Below are 23,879 nucleotides of genomic sequence, written 5' to 3'. Positions count from 1 at the left end.
TTTTTATTGTTATTGGGGTTTTTTAATCGTATAAAAGAATAAGTAGCTCGTTTAGCAGGATTTATCCTAGCTAAACGAACGCCATAAGAAATTTATGAGCGATATTACTTCACCATCACCGGCGGAGTATTATACTCTTCCTTCTCGGCATCTAGCCTGTTTAATGATGCTCCTTGAGCATATACAAGGGAAGTTTTCGCCTCCATCTTTAAACCTTCAAAATCATGTTTCGAGACCGTCGTCACCAAAGGCAGTTCTAAAGATTTTTTCACTGAACCGAGATATTCCCGTCCTGTTTCTGTCATCCCTAAGATTCGCAGGTATGCAGGAGGGGCATCCAATATACGATGCATATCATCTTTCTGAATCTTATTCAGCACATGAAGACATGCTCGCTGCAGTCTTGTCCATGTATATCGCTTTGTTTTCAACCGGGTCATGAACGATTGAAAGCTTTCAGATTCCTTCATTGCCTCGATCATTCTATTTTCTAATCCTTCTTCCACTTCATAAAACCTGTTTAATTCACAAGGACTTGAAGATAATAGTTGATAACGAAGCAACGGGTAAAAACGTTCCCAGTTCATCAAAGCACCCTTATTCTGTTTTTCTTCTTTAACTAAGTCAAAGGTGAAAGCAGGCATATAGCTAGCGGCCTTTTCAATATCATGAGAGAATACAGCTTCCCGGATAGCAGTTGCACTTGCGATGTCTCCTTTTCCTAGAACAACATCATGATAATCCGCATTTTTTCGTTTTATAGTAAACGGCTTTATGGCTGAACCTAGTTCCCGGCTTGCACGTATGTATTCATACCCTAATATATTATTTGGCTTGCTGAGGTCAAGGGTCAGTGGTATATTAAGCTGTCCATAAGCTTTGGCAGCAGCTGAAGGATAGGAAAAGCCTTGTGACATATATTCGCTTACATTTGCTTGGTAATCTTGGTCTTGAGAATTTGCTAAATCAAGCGTTTCATGAAAAACCGAGACATTGCCAGATTCACTCCCAAAACAGAAGGAATCAGCACCTGCAGCCTGAAGCAAAAAGATGCTTCCGAAAGCAAACCGTGGTGCGTGGCTTGTGGCATAAGCATAAGGAAGCTCAATCACAAGATCAGCGCCTCCTAAAAGAGCCATTTTCGTTCTTTTCCATTTAGAAAGAAGAGCAGGTTCCCCGCGCTGAAGAAAATTTCCGCTCATAACCGCGATAATACAGTCAGCTTGTGTTATATTCCTGGATTCCTGCAAATGATAATAATGACCATTGTGAAAAGGGTTATATTCTACAACAACACCGGTAGCTCTCAATATTTCCACTCCCTTTAACAGACCTTGAATCTTTTACGTTTACATTGTACTAAAAACAGTTTAAAATCAAAAGCATCACTGTAAAGATATAATATTGACATTTTATATTTTGACCGATATAATTACTACTGTTGCCTTGAGGTGATAAAGACATGAAATGGTCACTACAGGAATTAAAGAATTTTTACCGTAAACCGTTAACGTTTGAACAAAATGTTGATGCGAGCGGTGTGATGGAAAAAGACCCGGAGATCAGAAGCATTGATCCTGTTTACGTAGAAGGACATGCAGATGTTACTCAACAAAAAGCCACTTTTTATTTGACCATAAAAGGAAAAATGGTGCTTCCTTGTGCAAGCACATTGGTGGATGTGGAATTTCCATTTTCGGTAAAAACGACGGAAATTTTCATTTTCGACCCGAATTACACGGAATTTGAAGATGAAGAAAGCCTTCATAAAGTCGAAGGACATTACGTTGATCTTCTCCCTGTCATCGAAGAGCATATTCTGCTTGAAAAGCCGCTGAAAATAACGGCTGGAGATGTCACAGATGGTCCTGCTCCCAAAGAGGGAAAAGGATGGCAAAGGATAACGGATGAAGACCGTCAAAACCGGGTTGACCCGAGATTGGCTGGTCTGGCTAATTTTTTTGACAAAGACAATGAATGAAAGAATAGGTTATAATGATTCTTTCAAGACCTTTAAGGAGGTGGATACAAAATGGCAGTACCTTTTCGCAGAACATCACAAACTCGCCAAGCGAAGCGTCGTACACACTATAAGCTTTCCATGCCTGGTATGGTAAAGTGTCCACAGTGCGGAGAATACAAGTTATCTCACCGTGTTTGTCGTGAGTGTGGATCTTACAAAGGAAAAGAAGTAGTTAGCAAGTAATGAAAAACAGGAAGCCTTATGCTTCCTGTTTTTTCATATACATAAAAAGAAGCGCTTTCTTTTGGAGGTGTAAAAATGAGTGAGCAGACTGTACTTTGGCATAAAGCAAATAATATAGGATGGATAACGATAAACCGGCCTTCCGTAAGAAATGCAATTAATTTTGAAGTGATGGAAAAACTATCAGCACTTTTGAATACAGCAAAAATGGATGATGATGTAAAAGTACTGATTATTACGGGAGCAGGATCAAAAGCTTTTTGTTCCGGCGGGGATCTAAGTGCTTTTCACTCATTAAAAACAGAAGAAGAAGCATTTGGGATGCTCTCTAAAATGGGAGATGTACTGGATAAAATCTTTTTCTTTCCGAAACCAACAGCAGCTCTAATAAATGGGTCAGCTGTTGGCGGAGGCTGTGAGATTGCTGCTGCTTGTGATATCAGACTAGCGCGGGCTGAATCAAAAGTTGGTTTTATACAGGGCAAACTTGGAATTACAACTGGCTGGGGTGGAGGCAGTTATCTCTTAGAAAGAATTGGTCAGCCGGAAGCAATGGATCTTCTCTATAGTTCCTCTCCAGTTACAGCTAAACAGGGAATGGACCTCGGATTCTTACAATATGTAATTAAAGGAAGCAGTAAAAAGGAAACAGAACGTTATTTAAAGAGATACACGGCTCAGCCTCTTAGTGTCATCACTTCATATAAAACCCTGCAGCTAAGTAGGCTTGACCAGCAGAAAATTAAGCAAAATGTGCAGCATGAAATAAGAAGATGTGCAAAGCTCTGGGCTTCTGATGAACATCATAGAAGAGTAGAGGCTTTCTTAAAGAAGGCTAAAATCTAAAAGATTGTGAATAAACATCTTTGAATAATTGATTGGAGCGAAAGGTGTGAGACTCCTCGAAAATGAAAATCATATTTTCTTCGTGCGATGTAACGCTGTCGAAGCCTTCCTTGTCCTGCGGGATTAGCGGGACAGGTGAGACCACGACAGGCTTGAATAGCCTAGGGGGCTCACCGCACGCCCCGCGGGAAGCGAGCATCCTGGAGCGGAAATCAACATCATCTAGCAGCAAAATAGGTTAAGAAAACAGCCTTTAAAAATAAACTTCCCCCTATTTTAGTAGAATAAAAAGTCTATCTTTTCTAGCACTAGCATATTCATATTACAAACCACTAAAATGGGGGGATCATAATGACCAATTTGCGCCAGGATGCCTGGACAAAAGACGAAGATGCGATTCTTGCAGAAGTTACACTAAGGCACATACGTGAAGGCAGTACACAGCTTGTTGCGTTTGAGGAAGTGGGAGAGAAATTATCAAGAACTCCTGCCGCCTGCGGTTTTAGATGGAACTCACTAATACGTAAACAATATGAAAAGGCGATTGCAGAAGCGAAAAAGGTTCGCAAAGAACGCAACAAGAGAAAAGGTAAACAGCTAGTTTCACAATCCGGTGATAATTCATTTTCTTTCAATACAGATGTCTACAGCAGAAATGAAGGAGAGAATAGTCTCTCACTGAATGAAATCATTTTATTTTTACAGCAGCTTCAATCAGAAGGGCCATCCGCAAAAAATTTAGAAGCAGAAAACAAAGCCCTGCTTTCAAGACTGCAGCATATGAAAAAAGAAAACGGCTCACTAAAAAATAAACTGGATAAGATTAATAAAGATTATGAATCTGTTTGCCGTGATTATAAAGAAATACTGCAGCTCATGGAAAGAGCAAGAAAAATGACGGAAGTACCTGTTAGAAATTAAAAAAAGATGGCATATGCCATCTTTTTTGCATTTTATGCAAGTCTCTGTTCACTTACTCCAGATGGATACCATACATAAGGGTTTTGTCCGCGGTCACGGTCTTGATTATATGTTACTGCCTCAAATCCCATCTTCTCCCAAAAGCTGCCTGATTGCTGTCTTCCGTTGGTTTTGATAGGCAAATTAAACGTTTTGGCAAACTCCACAAGTGCTCTTCCAAGTCCTTTTGTCTGGTAATGCGGAAGCACTTCCAGTTTCCAGAGCTCCAAATAATCTTGAGGTGGATCAAAATATTGATCATATGCCGCTTCAATCTGATATAAACTCATTCGTGCGACTAACTTATCACCGTAATAAATTCCATAGAAAGGGGACTCGCTGTCGTTTTCGATCATATTTTCTTGAAGGTCCTCGAGCATTGACAGTTCTTGTACACCATATTCTTTGAACTGTTTAAACTCTTCCAATGTTTTATAGTTAACTAATAATTTCTTAACTTCATATTGAAACATCTTCTCTCCCCCAGTCATTCTGTACTTTTCTCTATACTTATAGTATATACTAATTAGGCTAAAAATTCTTTAAAAATAAAATATTCGTTTAGTTTGCGCTTTCAAAAAAGGAAAAAAAGCCTTTTTGTCGAAAAAGGTAATGTTGACAACAGGAAGGAGGATTAACATGAAAAAAATCTTAATCGCTAACCGTGGAGAAATTGCACTACGAATTATTCAAACGTGTAAAGAAATGAATATTGAAACAGTTGCCGTTTATTCTGATGCAGACAAAGACCTCCCTTTTGTAAAGGCTGCTGATGAGGCAATACATATTGGGGAGTCACCGGTTGCCAAATCTTATTTGCAAAGTGATGCCATTTTAAAAGCCGCTATCGAGCTAAAAGTGGATGCTGTACACCCTGGGTATGGCCTTCTATCTGAAAATGACGAGTTTGCTAAAAAAATAGAAGAAGCAGGTATTAAATTTATTGGCCCCTCACCTCAAACGATCGAGTGGATGGGTGACAAAATCATGGCACGCAAAACGATGCAGCAAGCACGCGTTCCTATCGTTCCGGGTACTATCGAACCGATCGAGGATGTCGAAGAAGGCGTGAAACTAGCTGAACAGATCGGTTATCCTGTAATGCTTAAAGCAAGCAGCGGGGGTGGCGGAATCGGGATGGTAAAATGTGAAAACAAAGAAGATCTTCATAAGCATTTCGTTTCCTCGCAACAGCGGGCAAAGAACTATTTTGGCTCGGGAAGAATGTTTATTGAGAAATGCATTGAAAACGCAAGACATATCGAAGTTCAGGTGATGGGTGATACACATGGAAATATCGTTCACCTCTTTGAACGCGACTGCAGCATCCAGCGCCGAAATCAGAAAGTGGTAGAAGAATCTCCTTCACCTTTTTTAACTGAAAGTCTGCGCTCGAAAATTACAGAAGCTGCGGTTGAAGCAGCAAAAGCTGTTAATTATGTGAATGCAGGAACAGTTGAGTTTGTTGTAAGTGAGAACGGAGATTTCTACTTCCTTGAAATGAATACACGTCTTCAAGTTGAGCATCCCGTGACAGAATGTATTACTGGGCTTGATTTAGTCAGATGGCAGATTCAGATCGCACAAGGTGAAGCTTTGCCGCTTGCTCAAAATGAAATCGTGAGCAAAGGGCATGCGATGGAATTCAGACTGTATGCTGAAGATCCAGTTACCTTCTTCCCAGCGCCAGGTAATATTGAAGAATTGGTATGGCCAGAGATGGAAAACGTGAGAATTGATACAGGGTATGAAAGCGGAAACCAAGTTACACCTTTTTATGATCCAATGATCGCGAAGATTATTGTAAGCGATTCCAATCGTGCTGAATGTCTAAAAAGTGCAAAGCATTTCTTTGACAGCATTCAGATTAAAGGGCTTAAAACAAACATACCCCTTTTTCAGCAGCTTTTAGAAGAAGATGGATTCAGAAAAGGGAACTACACAACAGATTTCCTTAGCAAAAGATCAGTAAGTAAACCGTAAACAAAAAAGGAGAGAGAAACATGAAAGAAATTACAGCATCTATGGCAGGAACAGTATGGCAAGTATTAGTTAGTGTAGGCGAAGAAATTACAGCGGGACAAACTGTTATTATTTTGGAATCTATGAAAATGGAGATTCCGGTTGATGCTGCAGATGCAGGAACAGTAGAAAGCATCAAGTTTGCATCTGGAGATTTTGTAAATGAGGGAGACGTACTCGTTACGTTAAAATAAAAGTTATGCCTACATTCTGAGCGAGCGCTCACTCTCTTGAAGGAGGTACACGATGGTAGCAAAATTAGAAAATCAGCTAAAAGAGAAAATTGAACAGATAGAAGCTGGAGGAGCACAAAAGTATCATGAAAAAAACAGTGCTCAAAACAAAATGTTCGTCCGTGACCGTCTAAAACAATTATTTGATAATGGTGAATACACAGTAGAAGATGCCAAGTTTGCCAACAATCAAGCAGGTGATCTTCCTGCAGATGGTGTTGTTACTGCTATCGGAAAGATTGGCGGAAAAACAGTTTGTGTTATGGCAAATGATTCTACAGTAAAAGCGGGGTCTTGGGGAGCTCGAACTGTAGAAAAAATAATCCGAATTCAAGAAACGGCTCAAAAACTTAAAGTGCCTATGCTGTATCTTGTTGACTCAGCTGGTGCAAGAATAACTGATCAGATCGACATGTTTCCAAACCGACGCGGAGCAGGGAAAATCTTTTATAACCAAGTAAAAATGTCTGGGATGATTCCTCAAATCTGTATCTTATTTGGCCCTTCTGCTGCAGGCGGAGCTTACATTCCAGCATTCTGTGATGTCGTTATCATGGTTGACCAAAATGCTTCTATGTATTTAGGAAGTCCGCGAATGGCTGAAAAAGTTATTGGTGAAAAAGTAACTCTTGAAGAAATGGGCGGAGCAAGAATGCATTGTTCAATAAGTGGATGCGGTGATGTTCTGGCTCTCGATGAGACAGAAGCTATAGAAGAAGCTCGCCGTTATCTTTCTTATTTTCCTAGCAACTATAAAGAAAAAGCGCCGGTTTCCGAAGCTCTTTCTCCAAAAGCAGGAAGAGAGCTAGAGGAGATTGTTCCAGAAAATCAAAACGTTCCTTTTGATATGTACGAGTTTATTGATGGTTTGATTGATGAAGGCAGCTTCTTTGAGATGAAAAAGCTGTTCGCGCAAGAAATTGTTACAGGATTTGGACGTATTGACGGAAAGCCTGTTGGTATTATTGCCAATCAGCCGAAGGTGAAAGGCGGCGTATTATTTGTAGATTCAGCCGATAAAGCTGCACGTTTTATTACTCTCTGTGATGCTTTCTCCATTCCGCTTCTTTTCTTATCAGATGTTCCTGGCTTCATGATTGGGACAAAAGTTGAGCGAGCAGGAATTATCAGACACGGAGCAAAATTGATAGCTGCGATGAGCGATGTGACGGTTCCGAAAATCTCAGTAATCGTTCGTAAAGCATATGGTGCTGGCCTTTATGCAATGGCAGGTCCTGCTTTTGAACCGGACTGCTGTTTGGCGCTTCCGACAGCGCAGATTGCCGTCATGGGACCAGAAGCAGCAGTAAATGCGGTTTATTCCAATAAAATTAACGAGATTGAAGATGTGAAAGAGCGAATTCAATTCGTCCAGCAAAAACAGCAGGAATATAAAGAGCATATTGATATTTACAAGCTTGCATCAGAAATGATCATTGATGATATCGTTTCGCCTGCATCACTTAGAGACGAACTTAAGAACCGGTTTAGTTTCTATGAAAACAAAGAAATGATTTTCAGTGAACGCAAGCACCCAGTTTATCCTGTATAAAATGCACCCCTCCTTTTGAAGGAGGGGTGTTTTTAAGTAATCTACGAAGTTCTTGGAAGTGATTGATTTCCGCTCCAGGTTGCTCGCTTTCCGCGAGTGGTAAGGTGAGCGTCCTCGTGCTTTGTGCGTTCAGGAGTTTTATTTCAAGCAAGTAAATGTACTCCTGCGTCTACAAGCGAATTCTGACGAGACATGGTCCTTGTCGTTATGGTAATTACTTTTATATGGTAAAATCATACTAAGAAAATTGAAGGCAGGGAGGCATTCTATGGAAGTCGGTGTGATTGGCGGGGGCGCAATTGGCTTATTAATCTCTTATTTCCTCAAATTAAACGGGCAAGAACCTGTTATATATACACGAACCACTGCACAAGCTAAATTTTTAAATCAAAATGGAATTACATATAGGAATCAATCAAGCAATGAAAATAAAGTTAATGTTCAAGCGCGCTGCGTGCAGGAATATTCAGGTGAAGAAGCGTACTGTATCGTTTCGGTGAAACAAACTTCAATCTCGGAATTATTCTTTTTAAAAGATGAAAAATTCGAAGATGTATCATATTTGTTCTTACAGAACGGAATCAGCCATTTGAAATTCTTAGAAAGTCTTCCCCAAAAAAACCTCTCAGTGGGAGTAGTGGAGCACGGAGCACTTAAAGATGGATACTCATCTGTTAATCACCTGGGAGAAGGCAGAATTAAAGTTTCATCTTTTAAAGGTGATTCATCATCTGAGTGGGTTGAAATCCTTCACGCATTAAATTTTCCTGTCACTGCAGAGAGAGATTGGAAAGAAATGCTATACATAAAATTAATAATGAATGCCTGTATAAATCCATTAACTGCAGTCCTTAGAATACCGAACGGTCAATTGATAGAAAATGAATATGCTCTTTCAATTATGAAAGAACTTTTTGAAGAAACAATCTTAGTTTTGGAGATGAATAATAATCGAGAAGAATTATGGAAGGAATTGTTAGTCCTTTGCAGAAATACTTCCTTTAACCGTTCTTCTATGCTAAAGAGCGTCGAAAGTGGACAGCAAACCGAAATAGACAGCATAACAGGTGAAATTATAGAGCGTGCAAAAAATAGAAACATACTGGTTCCATGTTCTATGCATATGTTTAAAACTGTTAAAGCATTGGATTGGAGAGGATGAGTAATTGTCTAGTGTTTTAGGTGCGGTTATTGCTACATTCATAACTGTACCGTATCTAGTCTTTTTTGTGGTTAGAAAAAGCATCTTTAAAGTAACTAAGAAGAAAAGAAAAGCTTTTAAAGTTAGTACGGATGTAACAACCTTTTTCTTATTTCTTTCCATCGAAAGAATGACAGTTGAAATTTGGGGCCAATCTTATTATTGGGTATTAATCTTATTGTTTCTATCCGGCTGTGTAATGTTCACATTATTTATCTGGAAAAATGATTTGGACCTGTCGCTGGGGAAAATCATCAGGCTGAACTGGCGACTGCAGTTTTTAATCCTTACATTTGTTTATTTTTCACTCATGACATATGGAATAATAGATCGCATACTTGAGGCTTAGAGCATATCTTTTATAACCATAGCTGTTTCTTTGCTATACTCGTTAAGGATGTAATTGATATGCAGAAAGGAAGTACATGAATGAGACTGGAGGAAATAAAACTTCAGACATCGCCATTTCTAGAGAAGTACTTGAATGGAGATGAAGATGCTGCCAGTTTTTTTGATTATAAAGAGCCTTTTAACAACAGAGAATTTTTAGCTAGACAGCAGGAGTTAAAGAATTATACTTTTCCAAGAAACGAACTGACTGAATACTTGTATTCATACAACCGAAAGATTGGTACTTCAGACAAAACAATTAATAATATAAAAAAATTAAAAAGCAGTAATGGTTTAGCAGTGGTCGGAGGCCAGCAAGCAGGTCTTCTTACCGGACCGCTTCTCGTAATTTATAAATGTATAAGCACCATTCAGTTAGCCAAGCAGGCAGAAAAAGAGCTTGGGGTTCCTGTGGTTCCTGTATTTTGGATAGCAGGTGAAGATCATGATATGGATGAGATTAATCATGTTATGGTACCTAAGAATGATACTGCTAAGAAAATTTCATTAAAAGCTGCGTCATCAGTAAAATCATCTGCTTCACTGTGGCAATGGAATCCTGATGATGTGAAGCCTTGGCTCCAAGATGTTTTCCGTTCGTTCGGAGAAACTGCTTTCACGAATGATTTCCTTGCACAAACTGAACGTTTTCTTTACGAATCAGACTCTATCGTAACCTTTTTTGCAAAGCTGCTTTCACACTGGTTTTCAGAAGAAGGATTAATACTACTGGATTCAGGTGATTCCGAATTTAAAAAGCTTCAATCCGATTTTCTTGAACAGATGATACGCAACAATCTTGATATCGATCAGGCTTTTAGATTACAGACAAAGAAACTGAACGAGAAGGGATTCAATGATCCGATTGAGGTTCAAGAAAACAATGCTCATCTTTTTTATACAAAAAACGGGGAGCGTATTCTGTTATTTCGAGATGAATTTGGCTTCACTTCTAAAGAAAAGGACTTTATTATTTCTGAGGATGAATTACTGAAAGAAGCTGAACTTTATCCAGAAAAATTCAGTAATAATGTTGTTACTCGTCCTTTAATGCAGGAGTTCTTGCTGCCGACACTATCTTTTATCGCAGGTCCAGGAGAGATATCCTATTGGGCTGCACTCGGGAAGGTATTCCGTCATTTTGACCGTAAGATGCCTGTGTTGATGCCAAGATTGTCTATAACACTTATTCCGCAAAAGATTAATGGACTCTTATCTTCTAAAAATCTTAAAGCAGATCAGGTTTTAGTGGAAGGGACCGAAAAGTACAAAAGAGATTGGTTCAATGAAAACAGACCTGTTGAGACGAACGATTCAATAGAGACTGTTAAATCCGATATTGCAAAGTCATATTCTCAGCTGGTAAAGCTTGCTGAAGAAATAGATCCTAAACTGCTTCCCGTCGCTGAGCAAAACTTGAACCGTATATTATCTGAGGTTGATTATATCGAACAGAAGATGGAACAGCGTGTTAGAAAAAAAGTAAAGATTCCGCTAGCTGAATTTGATGACATAATGCTGCAGTTAAAACCAGGCGGAGTATTGCAAGAAAGAGTCTGGAACGTTTATCAATATATGAACGAAGAAGGTTCAGATTTAATAAAATGCCTCTTAGAGTTCCCTTATAGTTTCAATGAAAAACATAAAATTGTCTTCTTATAAAAAATAAAAAATAATTAAGAAAAAATCCTGTGAGACAGCAGGATTTTTTTTTTGTAAACGAATAATACTTGTAGTGGTGAAAAGTGGAGCGTTGTGGTAGATTTAGGGGAGAAAGTGGGGTGATCATATGTTCATGGGAGAGTATCAGCACAGCATCGATGAGAAAGGACGTATGATCATCCCCTCCAAGTTTCGTGAAGAACTTGGCACAGAGTTTATTTTGACTCGCGGATTGGATCAATGTGTATTCGGCTATCCTTTAAGTGAGTGGAAGATCATTGAGGAAAAATTAAAAGCTCTTCCGTTCACTAAAAAGGATGCCCGGGCATTTACACGGTTTTTCTTTTCTGGAGCTGCTGAATGCCAGCTTGATAAACAGGGAAGAGTGAACATTGCATCCCCGCTCAGAGACTATGCAAAACTAGAAAAGGATTGCGTAGTTATAGGTGTGTCGAATAGAATTGAGATTTGGAGCAAATCCGTTTGGGAAGAATATTTCTCGAAATCTGAAGACTCTTTCGGAGAAATTGCAGAGAGTCTTATGGACTTTGATCTATAAACCCTTAAGTTTACAGCAGAAAGGAATTTTCCATTGTTTGACCATATAACCGTTTTAAAACAAGAATCAGTAGATGCATTAAACATTAAACCAGATGGAATTTATGTTGATTGTACGTTGGGAGGGGCAGGCCATAGTGCACTTATTCTGTCCCAATTAGAAACAGGGCAATTATATGCTTTTGATCAAGATGACAAAGCGATCGAAAATGCACGGCAGGTGTTGAAAGAATATGAAGGAAAGTTCACGATCGTCCGCAGTAATTTCCGGTACATAAAAGAAGAGCTGAACCGCCTTGGGGTGCATGAAGTAGATGGGATTCTTTTCGATCTTGGGGTTTCATCACCGCAGCTTGACGAAGCAGACAGGGGATTCAGTTATCAGCATGATTCTGAATTAGATATGCGAATGGATCAGACTAGTGAACTTACAGCGAAACAAATTGTAAATGAATGGTCTTTTAACGAGTTGATGAAGATTATTTCTCGATATGGCGAAGAGAAGTTCGCTAAGCAGATTGCTAGGAAAATTGAAGCGGCTAGAGAGAAAAAAGAGATTCAAACAACCGGTGAACTTGTCGAAATAATAAAGGACGCTATACCTGCACCTGCAAGAAGAACAGGTGGCCATCCGGCAAAAAGGACATTTCAAGCCATTCGCATTGCAGTTAATGATGAACTGAACGCCTTTGAAGATGCACTTAAAGACTCCATTGAACTATTGAATATCGGTGGACGTATTGCGGTCATCACGTTTCATTCACTTGAAGATCGTGCGTGTAAAAATATACTAAAAAGAGCGAGTACTGGCCCGGAACTCCCTCCAGGGCTGCCTGTCATACCAGAGGAATACAAACCAACTTTAAAACTGATCACACGGAAACCAATAGTGCCAACAGAAAACGAGCTTGAAGAGAACAGAAGATCTCGATCAGCGAAACTTAGAATTGCCGAAAAGCAGAAATAGAGAGGAGAAATAGTATTGAGTAATTTAGCATACCAAGTTCAAAAACAACAAATACAAACACAATCACAGCCGCAAAGAAATCCTAGACCGGTCGAACAGCCATCACGCAAGCTTTTTACAAAAGGTGAAGTAATCCTGTGGGGAATGATGGGAGTTGTTCTAGTAGCTGGTCTTGTATGGCTTATTTCACTATACGCATCTGTATATCAAACAACTGCTAAGGTTGAAACCATCCAAAGAGATATAGCTGCTGAAACAAAGATCGTAGAAGATTATCACCTACAGGTAACAGAATTAAGCAACCCTGAGCGCATCATGAAAATCGCTAAGGAACAAGGTTTCATTTTCGATGATAAAAACGTAAAAGTTGTTCAGGACTAAAAAGCAGGTGTTGTTATGAAGCTGAAAAGAAAAAATGTGGGAGCGGGTATTCTTATGTTTTTGTTTACCGTGCTCTTTTTTGTTTTAACAAGCAAGTTCTTTCTCGTGGCATCTTCTCAATCTGCTGAAGGTGTAGATTTAATAGAATATGGTCAACGAAAATGGATGAAGAGCGATGTTCTTGATGCGAAGCGAGGGACGATGTTTGACAGGAATGGTGAGGTAGTTGCACAAGATATTCCTTCTTACAGTGTTATCGCGATCCTTGATAAGAACTATCCAAATCACATCAAGGATCCAGAAGAAGCCGCAGGAAAGTTAGCCAAGGTTCTGGACACTGATAAGGAAAACTTAGTTGAACTATTAAGCAAAGAAGGACGATTTCAGGTTGAGATTCCTTCAGGACGGAAGGTTTCTTACCGTAAAAAAGAACAGATTGAAGACCTGAAGATACCTGGAATTGATTTTCTGAGAGAATCCAGACGCTATTACCCGAATCAAACATTTGCCTCCCATGTTATCGGCTATACAGGAAATGGAGGAAAGGGCGTTCAAGCTGGCTTGATGGGTCTTGAAAAATCATTGAACAACTATTTGCAGGAAAAAGACGGGAAAATCACGTTTCTTGGAGATGCTTTCAGCCGGGCGATTCCTGCGAATAAAGAATCGGTTGAGAAGCCTAAACATGGTCAGGATGTCTATCTGACAATTGATGAAAAAATACAGCTATACCTGGATGAAGCTATGCAGGAAGCGGCAAAAGAATATGAACCGGAAAAAATCACAGGTATTGTTGCAGATCCTAAAACGGGAAGAATTCTGGCGATGAGCAACTACCCGGCGTTTAATCCGAATGAAAAAGATATTAAAAACTATACAAACTTTGCGGTTTCGTATCCTTTTGAACCAGGATCCACCATGAAGATCTTCACATTGGCAGCAGCTATTGAGGAAGGCAAATATAACGGAAATGAACAGTTCCAATCGGGTTCATACAAACTTCCGAATATCGGACGCCCGATCTATGATCATAACCGGAAGGGCTGGGGAACGATCACTTACAATGAAGGGGTTCAAAACTCTTCAAACGTAGCATTCTCAAAATTAGTGCGGGAAAAATTAGGCTATGAAAAATTTAGAAGCTACATCTCTAAATTTGGTTTGGATCAAAAAACAAACATTGATCTTCCTAATGAGAAGAACGGTTCTATCCTATATAACTATGAAATTGAAAAAGTAACAACTGCGTTTGGACAAGGTTCTACCATTACACCAATTCAACAGATACAGGCAGCAACAGCGATTGCTAATGGCGGCAAGATGATGCAGCCATACGTAATCGATAAAATTATGAACCCTGAAACCAAAAAGGTGGTTCTAGATAATGAACCTAAAGTTAAAGGGAAGCCAATTTCAGAAGGCACTTCCAAACAAGTCAGAGACATTTTAGAGACAGTTGTAACGGAAGGAACAGGTAAGCCATACATGATTGATGGCTATAGTGTTGCAGGTAAGACAGGTACTGCTCAGATTCCAGGGAAAGATGGAAAATACATTTCAGGATGGGGTGAGAATGTCTTTTCCTTTATTGGGATGGCGCCGAAAGATGACCCAAAACTACTAGTCTATGTCGCAGTCGAACGTCCAAAGGTTGAGTTTCCGGAAATGGGCTCTACACCAACGGCGAATATTTTTACAAGTGTTATGAAAAGCAGCCTGCAATATTTAAATATCCAGCCGGAAGCGAAAGAAAAACAAAATAAATCCAAAATGAAAAAAACATACGGCAAGGAATTGGATGATTACACAGGAAAATCTGCTAAGGAAGCTAAATCCGAACTTGAAAAGTTAGGCATGCAAGTTTCAGTTATTGGCTCTGGAGATGAGGTCATAAAGCAAGAGCCATATGAGGGAGCTTATGTCATCAAAGGAGAGCGTGTTATTTTGCGAACCTCTGGCGATGCTAAAATGCCAGATTTAACAAACTGGTCCTATATGGACATACTTCGACTGAGCAAACTTATAGGACTGAAAGAAACCATCACAGGCAGCGGATTTGCTGTCAAACAAAACGTTAAGGCAGGAAGTCCGGTAAAAGCAGGAGATTTCCTAGTGGTTCAGCTTGAAGCGCCAAAGGAAACAGAACCTGAATTAGAAGAAGATAGTGAAGAGACAGAACAGAACGGTGAAGGAACGGAACAAAACAGCGAAGAGGAAACCATAGTAACCGACTAAGTGACTATATGTTCTATGCGCTTGTGTACAAGCATATATTTGAAACGAACCATACAGAGGAGGTATTGTATGTGCGAGTTTCAAATGTAACAGTACGCAGGCGCTTAATTTTTGTTCTTGTATTTGGACTAGCATTCTTTTTTGTAATATCGGTCCGTCTTGGATATGTACAGTTCGTTTTAGGGAATATGCTTACAGATCAAGCGCTGGATTCATGGAGCCGGAATATTCCTTTTGAACCTAAGCGAGGTAAGATTCTTGATAGAAATGATGTTGTACTCGCTACTAATATCAGTGCTCCAACAGTATTTGTTGTGCCGAGGCAGGTGAAGGAGCCGGAAGAAACAGCTGGAAAGCTAGCGGCAGTCCTGAATATTTCAAAAACCGAAGTTTATAAGAGAATTACTAAAAAAGAATCGATTGTAAGAATTGATAATGGCGGCAGGAAGATCAGCAACAACAAAGCGAAAGAAGTAGAAGCATTAAATCTTTCAGGGGTGTTTGTAGCTGAAGACAGCAAGCGTCATTATCCTTACGGAGCCTATCTTTCCCATGTGCTGGGATTTGCAGGTATTGACAGTCAAGGCTTAACAGGTCTGGAACTATATTATGATGATCAATTAAATGGTAAAAAAGGACATGTTTCTTTTTTCTCTGATGCCCGCGGCAGGAGAATGCCCTCTTTATCCGATAAATATGAAAAGCCAAAAGACGGGTACGATCTGCGTCTAACAACAGATTCAAGAGTTCAGACAATCATAGAGCGAGAATTGGATATTGCACAAGCCACTTACAATGCAGATGGAGCGATCGCAATCGCTATGAACCCTAACACGGGTGAAATTTTAGGTATGAGTTCTAGACCGGATTTTGACCCGGAAGAATACAAACGTGTAGCTCCTGAAGTTTATAACCGCAACTTGCCGGTTTGGGCTCAGTATGAGCCTGGTTCCACTTTTAAGATTATTACACTTGCAGCTGCACTAGAAGAAGGGAAAGTAGACCTTGAAAATGATCACTTTCATGATCCGGGCTCTATTGAAGTTGCAGGGCGAAAGCTTAAGTGCTGGAAAGCAGGCGGCCATGGCAGCCAGAGCTTTTTAGAAGGTGTTCAAAACTCTTGTAACCCAGGCTTTGTTATTTTAGGACAGCGATTAGGAAAAGATAAACTATTCTCGTATATAAAAGATTTTGGATTTGGCGAAAAAACGGGGGTTGACCTTGCAGGTGAAGGAAAAGGGATCCTATTTTCTATTGATCGTGTGGGTCCGTTAGAACTAGCAACAACTGCTTTCGGTCAAGGGGTTTCCGTAACACCTATTCAGCAAGTTGCTGCCGTTTCTGCGGCCGTAAATGGTGGTTACTTGTACGAACCATATATAGCTAAAGAGTTAGTAGACCCTGTAACGGGTAAAGTAGTCAGTAAGCAAACTCCAAAACTTAAAAGAAAAGTAATTTCAGAAGAAACATCCAAAGAAGTCAGACACGCACTAGAAAGTGTAGTTGCTCAAGGTACAGGGAAAAATGCATTTGTTGATGGTTACCGTGTCGGGGGTAAAACAGGTACTGCACAGAAAGCAGAAGGCGGCGTCTATTTAAAAAATAATCATATCGTTTCCTTTATAGGATTGGCACCTGCGAACAAGCCTGAGATTGTCGTATACGTTGCGATTGATAACCCGAAAGAAACATTGCAGTTCGGGGGGATTGTAGCGGCTCCAATCGTTGGTAATATCATTGAAGACAGTCTTTCCGCAATGGGCGTGGAAAAACAAAAAGGGCAGATCGAGAAAGAAAAGACATGGCTGGATGCCCCTGAAGTGATCGTTCCTAATTTAGTAGGAAAGAAAACAAAAGAGCTGACAAATCTATTATACAATTTAAAAATTGAAACATCTGGCAAAGGGAATTACATCGTGCAGCAGGCTCCGCAACCAGGAGTAAAGCTTCAAGCAGGAAAAACGATCCGTTTATTTTTGGGTGACAAAAAAGATGTGGAAGATTAAAATGGAAGATGTACACATAGCCAAGCGCGTAATCTTGCCTTGGCTTATTTTTCTTAAGAAGTAGGTTTTATCTAGGGGCACTTTTCTGAACGATTATTGTCTTTGGCTTGGATTGCTCATTATCTTCATTGAGAAGTTGATTGGAGTGTAAGATGCGAGACTCCTGGGGATTTGCGTTCCAGGTGAGACACAGCAGGTGCATAGCGCCAAAGTGGCTTACCGGACGCCCCCCGGAAAGCGAGCATCTGAAACGGAGATCAACTACTTCCAAGAGCAACAAGGTCTACGGTAAAAGCCTTAAATTACTTTTTAACGATGATTAGAGGAGAGATCAGGATTAATGGAATTAAGAGAATTGCTTACATATTTAGTGAATTATGAAATGGATATTGAAGCCAATCCTGAAATTACCTCTGTTGAAATGGACTCGAGGAAAGCGGGGAAGGGCTGTCTGTTTGTTTGCATTGAAGGAGTAATATTTGACGGCCATAATTTTGCTGACACTGCTGCTAAAAATGGTGCAGCGGCTATATTAGCTGAGAAGGATATAGATGTTAACATTCCTGTAATTAAAGTTAAGAACTCTAAAAAGGCGCTCGCTGTTTTGGCAGATGCTTTTTATGGACATCCCTCACAAAAATTGCACTTAATCGGAATCACTGGAACAAATGGCAAAACAACAACATCACATCTTATTGAAAAAGTATTTCGTGATGCAGGCAGAAGTACGGGTATGATCGGTACGATTGAAATGAAAATTAAAGATCAAAGCTTTAAAGTAGCGAATACTACACCTGATTCATTATTTCTTCAAAACGCTTTCTATAGAATGACTCAGGAAAAAGTTGATGCAGCAGTAATGGAAGTATCTTCACATGCTCTTGATCAGGGACGTGTATGGGGATGTGACTTTGATATTGCCATCTTTACGAACCTTACACAGGACCACTTGGACTACCATAAGAACATGGAAGAATATCAGTTTGCTAAAAGTCTTTTGTTCTCTCAAATGGGCAATACTTATCATAAAGCAGATCGTAAGGTTGCCGTTCTTAACAACGATGATCCAGCTTCTAAAATTTTTGAGAGAGTTACATCCGCTCAAGTGATTTCTTACGGAATCGACAATGATAGCGATGTTCGTGCCTCAAACATAACGATTGGCTCACATGGAACTTCATTTACCTTGAATACTCCGAGAGGTTCTAGGGAAGTTAAGCTTAAACTTATCGGAAAATTTTCCGTTTATAATGTACTAGCAGCTATTACAGCATGCTTATTATCAGGGTTAGAACTTGATCAGATTATTTCATCTCTTGAAGAAGTAACTGGCGTTTCAGGCAGGTTCGAACCTGTAATAGCAGGGCAGGATTTTACTGTTATAGTTGACTATGCACATACACCTGACAGTTTGGAAAATGTCCTAAGAACGATCAAAGAATTTGCAAAAGGAAGTATCACCGCGATTGTAGGCTGCGGAGGCGACCGGGACAAAACAAAGCGTCCTTTAATGGCAGGCATTGCTGCAGACTTAGCGGACTCAGCTATTTTCACGAGTGATAATCCGCGCACAGAGGACCCGCTTCAGATTCTAAGGGATATGGAAGAGGGAGCAGACGAAGGAAGTTATGTGACGATTCCTGACCGAAAAAAAGCAATCGAATATGCAGTTGAGCGTGCAAAAACTAATGATGTTATACTTATAGCCGGTAAAGGCCACGAGACTTATCAAATAATTGGAAAAGACGTGTTTGAATTCGATGATAGAATCGTTGCACGTGATGCGATTAAGGCGGTGAAAAAATGAAACTGGATATTAAGGAACTGGTCGCATTAGCGGACCGCTCATCCGGTAAAAAAGAAAATATTGTATTAGAAAGTGTTTCAAAGGATACGAGACAAAAAACTGAAAACGCACTATACCTGCCAATAGCAGGAGAGCGGTTTGATGGACACGACTTTTTAATGGATGCTATTAAACAAGGGTGCATCGCTACAGTCTGGCAAGAGGGTAAAGAACTTCCTGCCGGGCTTCCAGAGGAATTCCCTGTACTTTACACAAAAGATACAATAGATTACTTGCAAAAAATATCTAAGTATTTCTTGAAAAAAGTTAATCCTGTTGTAGTTGCTGTAACGGGCAGTAATGGTAAAACTACAACTAAGGACATGATTGAAAGCGTGTCTTCTACAAATTTCAAAACATTTAAGACACAAGGAAATTATAACAATCATATTGGTCTTCCTTTAACCATCCTCGCTATGGAAGAAACAACGGAAGTTTTAATACTCGAAATGGGAATGAGCAATTTTGATGAAATTTCCCTTTTAAGTAAAATTGCTGAACCAGATGCTGCAGTTATTACAAACATCGGCGAGAGTCATCTTGAACAGCTTGGCAGCCGAGAAGGCATTGCAAAAGCAAAACTTGAGATTGCTGACGGGTTAAAGCAAGGCGGTCTGCTCATTATTGATGGTGATGAACCGCTTCTTTCACATGTAAAAGGTGAAAATGTTCTTAAAGTCGGTTTCGGAGATTCATGTACGCTTAAATTATCCAACTTGCATACCGACGCACAAGGTGTATCTTTTACATTAGAAGAGGGTACATCTGTGTATCGAATCCCAATGCTTGGGCGCCATAATATTAAAAATGCGGCATATGCAATTGCAATTGGGCATTACTTAAATATAGAAGAAAATAAGATCCAAGAAGGACTTGAAAACCTGAAAGTTACTTCAATGAGATTAGAGATGAAAAAGGGCCGAAATGGTACGCTCCTGATTAACGATGCGTATAATGCGAGTCCCACGAGTATGATAGCTGCACTTTCAACGCTTGCAGAATTAAATGATATCTCCAACAAAGTTGCTGTACTCGGAGATATGTATGAACTCGGTTCTGCTGAAGAGGAAATGCACAGAAAAGTAGCCGATCATGTTGCTCCTTCCATTAAGCATGTGATTACCATAGGAGAAAAAGGCGGCTGGATCGCAGATGAATTAAAGGAACAAAAACGAGAAGACCTTGAAATTGTTCAATGTCTGACAAAAGAAGAAGCGCAGGAACCAATTGAAAAGCTCTTATCGAAAGACACTGCTATTCTTTTTAAAGCATCAAGAGGGATGATTTTAGAAACCCTAATTTCTACATTTACAGAAGAAGAACAGGAGTCGAAAAAATGATTGAGCAAGTTTTACTATTTACATTAGTTTCATCCTTTTTAATAGCGGTATTAAGCTCACCTTTTTTTATACCTTTTTTAAGAAGGCTAAAGTTCGGACAAAGCATTCGGGATGAAGGACCGAAATCTCATCAGAAGAAACAAGGAACACCTACCATGGGTGGAATTGTTATCGTATTAGCTCTAATTGTTGCTACATATGCGATGACTGCAAAGTTTTTTACGATTACAACGGAAACACATCTTCTTCTGCTTGTTACTTTTGGCTATGCACTCATAGGATTTTTAGATGATTTTATTAAAGTTGTAAAGAAAAGAAATCTAGGATTAACTTCTAAGCAAAAGCTTATCGGACAGCTTATCATTGCGGCCCTTTTCTATTTAGGGTTAAAATTAATTGATTTTTCGACGGAAGTTGAAATTCCAGGAACAGAAATTTCGTTTGACCTTGGGTGGTTTTATCCAATCTTTGTATTATTTATGCTGATTGGTGCTTCTAATGCTGTAAATCTTACAGACGGCCTTGATGGTCTTCTTGCGGGAACGGCTGCTATCGCATTCGGAGCATTTGCAGTATTAGCTTCAACAATGCTTCAATTTGAAGCGGCAATCTTCTGTGTTGCAGTTGTTGGTGCGGTTTTAGGATTCTTAGTTTTTAATGCTCATCCTGCAAAAGTGTTTATGGGTGATACAGGTTCACTTGCACTAGGTGGTGCTATAAGCGCGGTTGCAATTTTAACGAAGATGGAAATTTTGCTTGTTATCATTGGTGGAGTTTTTGTAATCGAAACGCTTTCCGTTATGATTCAAGTCACTTCTTTTAAGCTTACAGGCAGAAGGGTCTTTAAAATGAGCCCGCTTCACCATCATTATGAACTATCCGGCTGGAGTGAATGGCGCATCGTTGTTACTTTCTGGCTTGTTGGACTTGTTTTTGCTGCTTTAGGAATTTATTTAGAGGTGTGGATTTAAATGAAAAACAAAGAGTTTTTTAAAGGTAAAAACATTTTAATCGTTGGATTGGCCAAAAGCGGTTTTGCTGCAGCAAAACTGCTTCATTCTTTTGGGGCGAATGTTGCAGTAAACGACAGACAGCCAAGAGAAGGAAATGCGGAAGCAGAAATGCTCGAGCAGATCGGTATTTTTGTAGAGTGCGGCGGACATCCATTAAGCCTGCTTGACGATGACCTTGATTTTTTAGTAAAGAATCCTGGTATCCCTTATGAAAATCCCATAATTGCGGAAGCTGTAAAACGCAATATTCCAGTATATACAGAAGTAGAGATCGCGGGTCTTATTTCTGAAGCATCTATTATTGCCATAACAGGATCTAATGGAAAAACAACAACTACGACACTTATTGGAGAGATGCTAAAGAACAGCAATAAAACACCAGTTGTTGCGGGCAATATCGGCACAGTATTCTCAGAGGTTGCTGCAAAATCAACTCCTCAAGAGATTTTGGTTGCTGAATTATCAAGCTTTCAGCTGATGGGTACTGAAAAATTCAAACCGCAGATCTCTGTCTTTTTGAATTTATTTGAAGCGCATTTGGACTATCATGGCTCAGTTGTTGAGTATGGAAAAGCTAAAGCGAAGATTACCGAGAATCAAGATCAGAACGATTTTGTTATCTACAATGCCGATGATCAGCGTGTAACAGAGCTTATGAAACATTCAAGAGCAAAGCATATTCCTTTTTCGGTTAAAAAACAGCTGAAAGAAGGAGCGTATATTAACGAAGATGCTCTTTATTTCCAGGATAGAAAGGTCATTGAACTGAAAGAAATCGTACTACCTGGAGACCATAACTTATCAAATATTATGGCGGCAGTTGCAGCGTCTATGCTTGCAGGTGCATCAACAGAACAAATTGGTAAAGTGTTAACAACCTTTACTGGTGTAACTCACCGTCTTCAATATGTGGGAGAGGTTGATGGAAGGCGTTTTTATAATGACTCAAAAGCTACGAATATATTAGCAACAAAAGCCGCACTTTCAGCTTTTGAAAAGGATGTTATCCTCCTGGCTGGAGGTCTTGACAGAGGAAATTCATTCGATGATCTCATTCCATCTTTGAAAAATGTAAAAGTACTTGTCACATTCGGTCAGACGGCAGAAAAAATGGCTGATGCAGGAAGACAAGCAGGAATAGAAACGATAAAACGTGCTGATAATGTGGAAGATGCTGTTCCCATGGCATACAGCCATTCAAAAGATGGTGACGTTATATTGCTTTCACCTGCTTGTGCAAGCTGGGATCAATATAAGACTTTTGAACAAAGAGGGGACATGTTTATCAACTCCGTGCATAAACTTAAATAAGGTTTGTACAAATAACAAGAGTTGAGGTGTTTCCCTTTGCCTGCAACGAGATCAACCCCTGATATGATCATGATTATTGTTACACTTATGCTGTTATCCGTAGGAATCATAATGGTCTATAGTGCTAGCGCAGATTTGGGACAGTATAAGATGGATGATTCATTCTTTTTTGTGAAACGGCAAATGTTATTTGCTGGAGTTGGAATTGCAGCGATGTTCTTTATTATGAATATCAACTATATGACTTGGAGAGTATGGTCGAAAATTCTTCTTATCATTTGTTTTTTCCTATTAATCGCTGTATTAATTCCAGGTGTAGGAATGGTTCGCGGAGGTGCAAGAAGCTGGATCGGCGTTGGTGCTTTTTCTATTCAGCCCTCTGAATTTATGAAGTTAGCCATGATTGTCTTTTTGGCAAAATATTTATCCGAACACCAAAAAAAGATCACATCACTTAAAAAAGGGTTGCTTCCTACGCTTTCATTAGTGATGGTCGCCTTCGGAATGATCATGCTTCAGCCTGATCTCGGTACAGGTGCAGTTATGGTTGGAACGAGTATTGTTATGCTTTTCGTTGCCGGTGCTCGAATCTCTCATTTCGTTGGAATGGGGCTAATAGGATTGATTGGCTTTGCAGGATTAATTATTTCAGCTCCGTACCGAATTAAACGGATAACCTCATTTTTAGATCCTTGGAGCGATCCATTAGGCAGCGGTTTTCAGATCATTCAGTCACTGTATGCTCTGGGTCCAGGGGGACTGTTAGGACTAGGTCTGGGACAGAGCAGGCAAAAGTTTGGATATTTGCCAGAACCGCAAACTGATTTTATTTTCGCAATTATATCAGAAGAACTAGGGTTTATCGGTGCTGTTTTTGTATTAATCCTGTTCAGTTTGCTTTTATGGAGAGGTATTAGAATTGCGCTTGGAGCACCTGACCTTTTTGGATCCTTTTTAGCAATTGGCATCATAGGAATGGTCGCAATTCAAGTAATGATCAACATTGGAGTTGTGACAGGACTTATGCCGGTAACCGGGATTACCCTTCCATTTTTAAGCTATGGAGGCTCTTCCCTGACCCTGATGCTTGCCTCGATCGGAGTAATATTGAATATCAGCCGCTACGCGCGGTATTAATACTTGAGTTTCA

The 23,879-nt window shown here is 39.7% G+C and carries 22 protein-coding genes; 20 read left to right on the top strand and 2 right to left on the bottom strand.

The features are described 5' to 3' along the window. Nucleotides 1–104 precede the first annotated feature (104 nt). Nucleotides 105–1,310 (bottom strand): nucleotidyltransferase, encoded by a 1,206-nt coding sequence (locus UN64_RS07955; protein WP_077361490.1) that lies wholly within the window; start codon nt 1,308–1,310, stop codon nt 105–107. A gap of 152 nt (nt 1,311–1,462) precedes the next feature. On the opposite strand from UN64_RS07955, the gene UN64_RS07950 reads away from it, so the two are divergent. From UN64_RS07950 to UN64_RS21355, 4 genes are all read left to right on the top strand, one after another. Further along, nucleotides 1,463–1,981, top strand: a complete 519-nt coding sequence (locus UN64_RS07950) for a YceD family protein (protein WP_077361488.1) — start codon at nt 1,463–1,465, stop codon at nt 1,979–1,981. 51 nt (nt 1,982–2,032) lie between these two features. Then, entirely contained in the window at nt 2,033–2,206 is a 174-nt protein-coding gene (gene rpmF, locus UN64_RS07945) for a 50S ribosomal protein L32 (protein ID WP_066240492.1), read from the top strand. Between the two features lie 75 nt (nt 2,207–2,281). Beyond that, on the top strand, nt 2,282–3,052 hold the full coding sequence (locus tag UN64_RS07940; RefSeq protein ID WP_077361486.1) for an enoyl-CoA hydratase/isomerase family protein: 771 nt from the start codon (nt 2,282–2,284) through the stop codon (nt 3,050–3,052). 351 nt (nt 3,053–3,403) lie between these two features. Continuing rightward, on the top strand, nt 3,404–3,973 hold the full coding sequence (locus UN64_RS21355) for an RsfA family transcriptional regulator (protein WP_077361484.1): 570 nt from the start codon (nt 3,404–3,406) through the stop codon (nt 3,971–3,973). Nucleotides 3,974–4,005: 32 nt separating this feature from the next. Here UN64_RS21355 and UN64_RS07930 read toward each other — a convergent pair whose 3' ends face one another. Beyond that, nucleotides 4,006–4,485 (bottom strand): N-acetyltransferase, encoded by a 480-nt coding sequence (locus UN64_RS07930; protein ID WP_077361482.1) that lies wholly within the window; start codon nt 4,483–4,485, stop codon nt 4,006–4,008. A 166-nt stretch (nt 4,486–4,651) separates the two neighbouring features. On the opposite strand from UN64_RS07930, the gene UN64_RS07925 reads away from it, so the two are divergent. The 16 genes from UN64_RS07925 (at nt 4,652) to spoVE (ending at nt 23,866) form a co-directional block, all read left to right on the top strand. Further along, nucleotides 4,652–5,995 (top strand): acetyl-CoA carboxylase biotin carboxylase subunit, encoded by a 1,344-nt coding sequence (locus tag UN64_RS07925; RefSeq protein WP_077361480.1) that lies wholly within the window; start codon nt 4,652–4,654, stop codon nt 5,993–5,995. A gap of 20 nt (nt 5,996–6,015) precedes the next feature. After that, complete coding sequence (locus UN64_RS07920) at nt 6,016–6,228, top strand: acetyl-CoA carboxylase biotin carboxyl carrier protein subunit (RefSeq protein ID WP_077361478.1); 213 nt, start codon at nt 6,016–6,018, stop codon at nt 6,226–6,228. Nucleotides 6,229–6,280: 52 nt separating this feature from the next. After that, on the top strand, nt 6,281–7,819 hold the full coding sequence (locus UN64_RS07915; RefSeq protein WP_077361476.1) for an acyl-CoA carboxylase subunit beta: 1,539 nt from the start codon (nt 6,281–6,283) through the stop codon (nt 7,817–7,819). A gap of 268 nt (nt 7,820–8,087) precedes the next feature. Continuing rightward, entirely contained in the window at nt 8,088–8,981 is an 894-nt protein-coding gene (locus UN64_RS07905; RefSeq protein WP_077361472.1) for a 2-dehydropantoate 2-reductase, read from the top strand. Between the two features lie 4 nt (nt 8,982–8,985). Beyond that, nucleotides 8,986–9,369 (top strand): DUF3397 domain-containing protein, encoded by a 384-nt coding sequence (locus tag UN64_RS07900; RefSeq protein WP_077361470.1) that lies wholly within the window; start codon nt 8,986–8,988, stop codon nt 9,367–9,369. Between the two features lie 80 nt (nt 9,370–9,449). Beyond that, nucleotides 9,450–11,072, top strand: coding sequence for a bacillithiol biosynthesis cysteine-adding enzyme BshC (gene bshC, locus UN64_RS07895; RefSeq protein ID WP_077361469.1), 1,623 nt, complete (start codon nt 9,450–9,452; stop codon nt 11,070–11,072). Nucleotides 11,073–11,199: 127 nt separating this feature from the next. Further along, a complete protein-coding gene (gene mraZ, locus UN64_RS07890) occupies nt 11,200–11,631 on the top strand; it encodes a division/cell wall cluster transcriptional repressor MraZ (RefSeq protein WP_077361467.1) in 432 nt (143 codons plus the stop codon). Nucleotides 11,632–11,664: 33 nt separating this feature from the next. Continuing rightward, nucleotides 11,665–12,597: a 16S rRNA (cytosine(1402)-N(4))-methyltransferase RsmH gene (gene rsmH / locus UN64_RS07885; RefSeq protein WP_077361465.1), complete on the top strand. Its 933-nt coding sequence runs from the start codon at nt 11,665–11,667 to the stop codon at nt 12,595–12,597. 15 nt (nt 12,598–12,612) lie between these two features. Then, nucleotides 12,613–12,978, top strand: a complete 366-nt coding sequence (gene ftsL / locus UN64_RS07880; RefSeq protein ID WP_077361463.1) for a cell division protein FtsL — start codon at nt 12,613–12,615, stop codon at nt 12,976–12,978. 15 nt (nt 12,979–12,993) lie between these two features. Further along, entirely contained in the window at nt 12,994–15,213 is a 2,220-nt protein-coding gene (locus UN64_RS07875; RefSeq protein ID WP_077361461.1) for a penicillin-binding protein, read from the top strand. Nucleotides 15,214–15,284: 71 nt separating this feature from the next. Further along, entirely contained in the window at nt 15,285–17,219 is a 1,935-nt protein-coding gene (locus UN64_RS07870) for a stage V sporulation protein D (protein ID WP_077361459.1), read from the top strand. Between the two features lie 340 nt (nt 17,220–17,559). Continuing rightward, a complete protein-coding gene (locus UN64_RS07865) occupies nt 17,560–19,026 on the top strand; it encodes a UDP-N-acetylmuramoyl-L-alanyl-D-glutamate--2,6-diaminopimelate ligase (RefSeq protein WP_077361457.1) in 1,467 nt (488 codons plus the stop codon). Next, a complete protein-coding gene (locus UN64_RS07860; RefSeq protein ID WP_077361455.1) occupies nt 19,023–20,405 on the top strand; it encodes a UDP-N-acetylmuramoyl-tripeptide--D-alanyl-D-alanine ligase in 1,383 nt (460 codons plus the stop codon). The genes UN64_RS07865 and UN64_RS07860 overlap by 4 nt, the downstream gene beginning before the upstream one ends. Next, nucleotides 20,402–21,376, top strand: coding sequence for a phospho-N-acetylmuramoyl-pentapeptide-transferase (gene mraY / locus UN64_RS07855; protein WP_077361453.1), 975 nt, complete (start codon nt 20,402–20,404; stop codon nt 21,374–21,376). Before UN64_RS07860 ends, mraY begins: the two co-directional genes overlap by 4 nt. Then, complete coding sequence (murD, locus tag UN64_RS07850) at nt 21,377–22,729, top strand: UDP-N-acetylmuramoyl-L-alanine--D-glutamate ligase (protein WP_077361451.1); 1,353 nt, start codon at nt 21,377–21,379, stop codon at nt 22,727–22,729. It abuts the gene before it with no gap. Nucleotides 22,730–22,792: 63 nt separating this feature from the next. Then, nucleotides 22,793–23,866 (top strand): stage V sporulation protein E, encoded by a 1,074-nt coding sequence (gene spoVE / locus UN64_RS07845; protein WP_425590111.1) that lies wholly within the window; start codon nt 22,793–22,795, stop codon nt 23,864–23,866. Nucleotides 23,867–23,879 lie beyond the last annotated feature (13 nt).

The sequence above is a fragment of the Fictibacillus arsenicus genome, from assembly GCF_001999465.1.
Classification (GTDB): Bacteria; Bacillota; Bacilli; order Bacillales; family Fictibacillaceae; genus Fictibacillus; species Fictibacillus arsenicus.
This window is presented reverse-complemented; position numbering and strand designations above follow the sequence as displayed.

Bases quoted from the DNA above. Each gene is read 5' to 3' on its own strand.
- UN64_RS07925 (WP_077361480.1), top strand. From the start codon at position 4,652: ATGAAAAAAATCTTAATCGCTAACCGTGGAGAAATTGCACTACGAATT.
- UN64_RS07940 (WP_077361486.1), top strand. From the start codon at position 2,282: ATGAGTGAGCAGACTGTACTTTGGCATAAAGCAAATAATATAGGATGG.
- murD (WP_077361451.1), top strand. From the start codon at position 21,377: ATGAAAAACAAAGAGTTTTTTAAAGGTAAAAACATTTTAATCGTTGGA.
- UN64_RS07930 (WP_077361482.1), bottom strand. From the start codon at position 4,485: ATGTTTCAATATGAAGTTAAGAAATTATTAGTTAACTATAAAACATTG.
- UN64_RS07950 (WP_077361488.1), top strand. From the start codon at position 1,463: ATGAAATGGTCACTACAGGAATTAAAGAATTTTTACCGTAAACCGTTA.
- UN64_RS07860 (WP_077361455.1), top strand. From the start codon at position 19,023: ATGAAACTGGATATTAAGGAACTGGTCGCATTAGCGGACCGCTCATCC.
- UN64_RS07865 (WP_077361457.1), top strand. From the start codon at position 17,560: ATGGAATTAAGAGAATTGCTTACATATTTAGTGAATTATGAAATGGAT.
- rpmF (WP_066240492.1), top strand. From the start codon at position 2,033: ATGGCAGTACCTTTTCGCAGAACATCACAAACTCGCCAAGCGAAGCGT.
- UN64_RS07905 (WP_077361472.1), top strand. From the start codon at position 8,088: ATGGAAGTCGGTGTGATTGGCGGGGGCGCAATTGGCTTATTAATCTCT.
- UN64_RS07915 (WP_077361476.1), top strand. From the start codon at position 6,281: ATGGTAGCAAAATTAGAAAATCAGCTAAAAGAGAAAATTGAACAGATA.
- spoVE (WP_425590111.1), top strand. From the start codon at position 22,793: ATGATCATGATTATTGTTACACTTATGCTGTTATCCGTAGGAATCATA.
- mraY (WP_077361453.1), top strand. From the start codon at position 20,402: ATGATTGAGCAAGTTTTACTATTTACATTAGTTTCATCCTTTTTAATA.
- bshC (WP_077361469.1), top strand. From the start codon at position 9,450: ATGAGACTGGAGGAAATAAAACTTCAGACATCGCCATTTCTAGAGAAG.
- mraZ (WP_077361467.1), top strand. From the start codon at position 11,200: ATGTTCATGGGAGAGTATCAGCACAGCATCGATGAGAAAGGACGTATG.
- UN64_RS07920 (WP_077361478.1), top strand. From the start codon at position 6,016: ATGAAAGAAATTACAGCATCTATGGCAGGAACAGTATGGCAAGTATTA.
- UN64_RS07875 (WP_077361461.1), top strand. From the start codon at position 12,994: ATGAAGCTGAAAAGAAAAAATGTGGGAGCGGGTATTCTTATGTTTTTG.
- UN64_RS21355 (WP_077361484.1), top strand. From the start codon at position 3,404: ATGACCAATTTGCGCCAGGATGCCTGGACAAAAGACGAAGATGCGATT.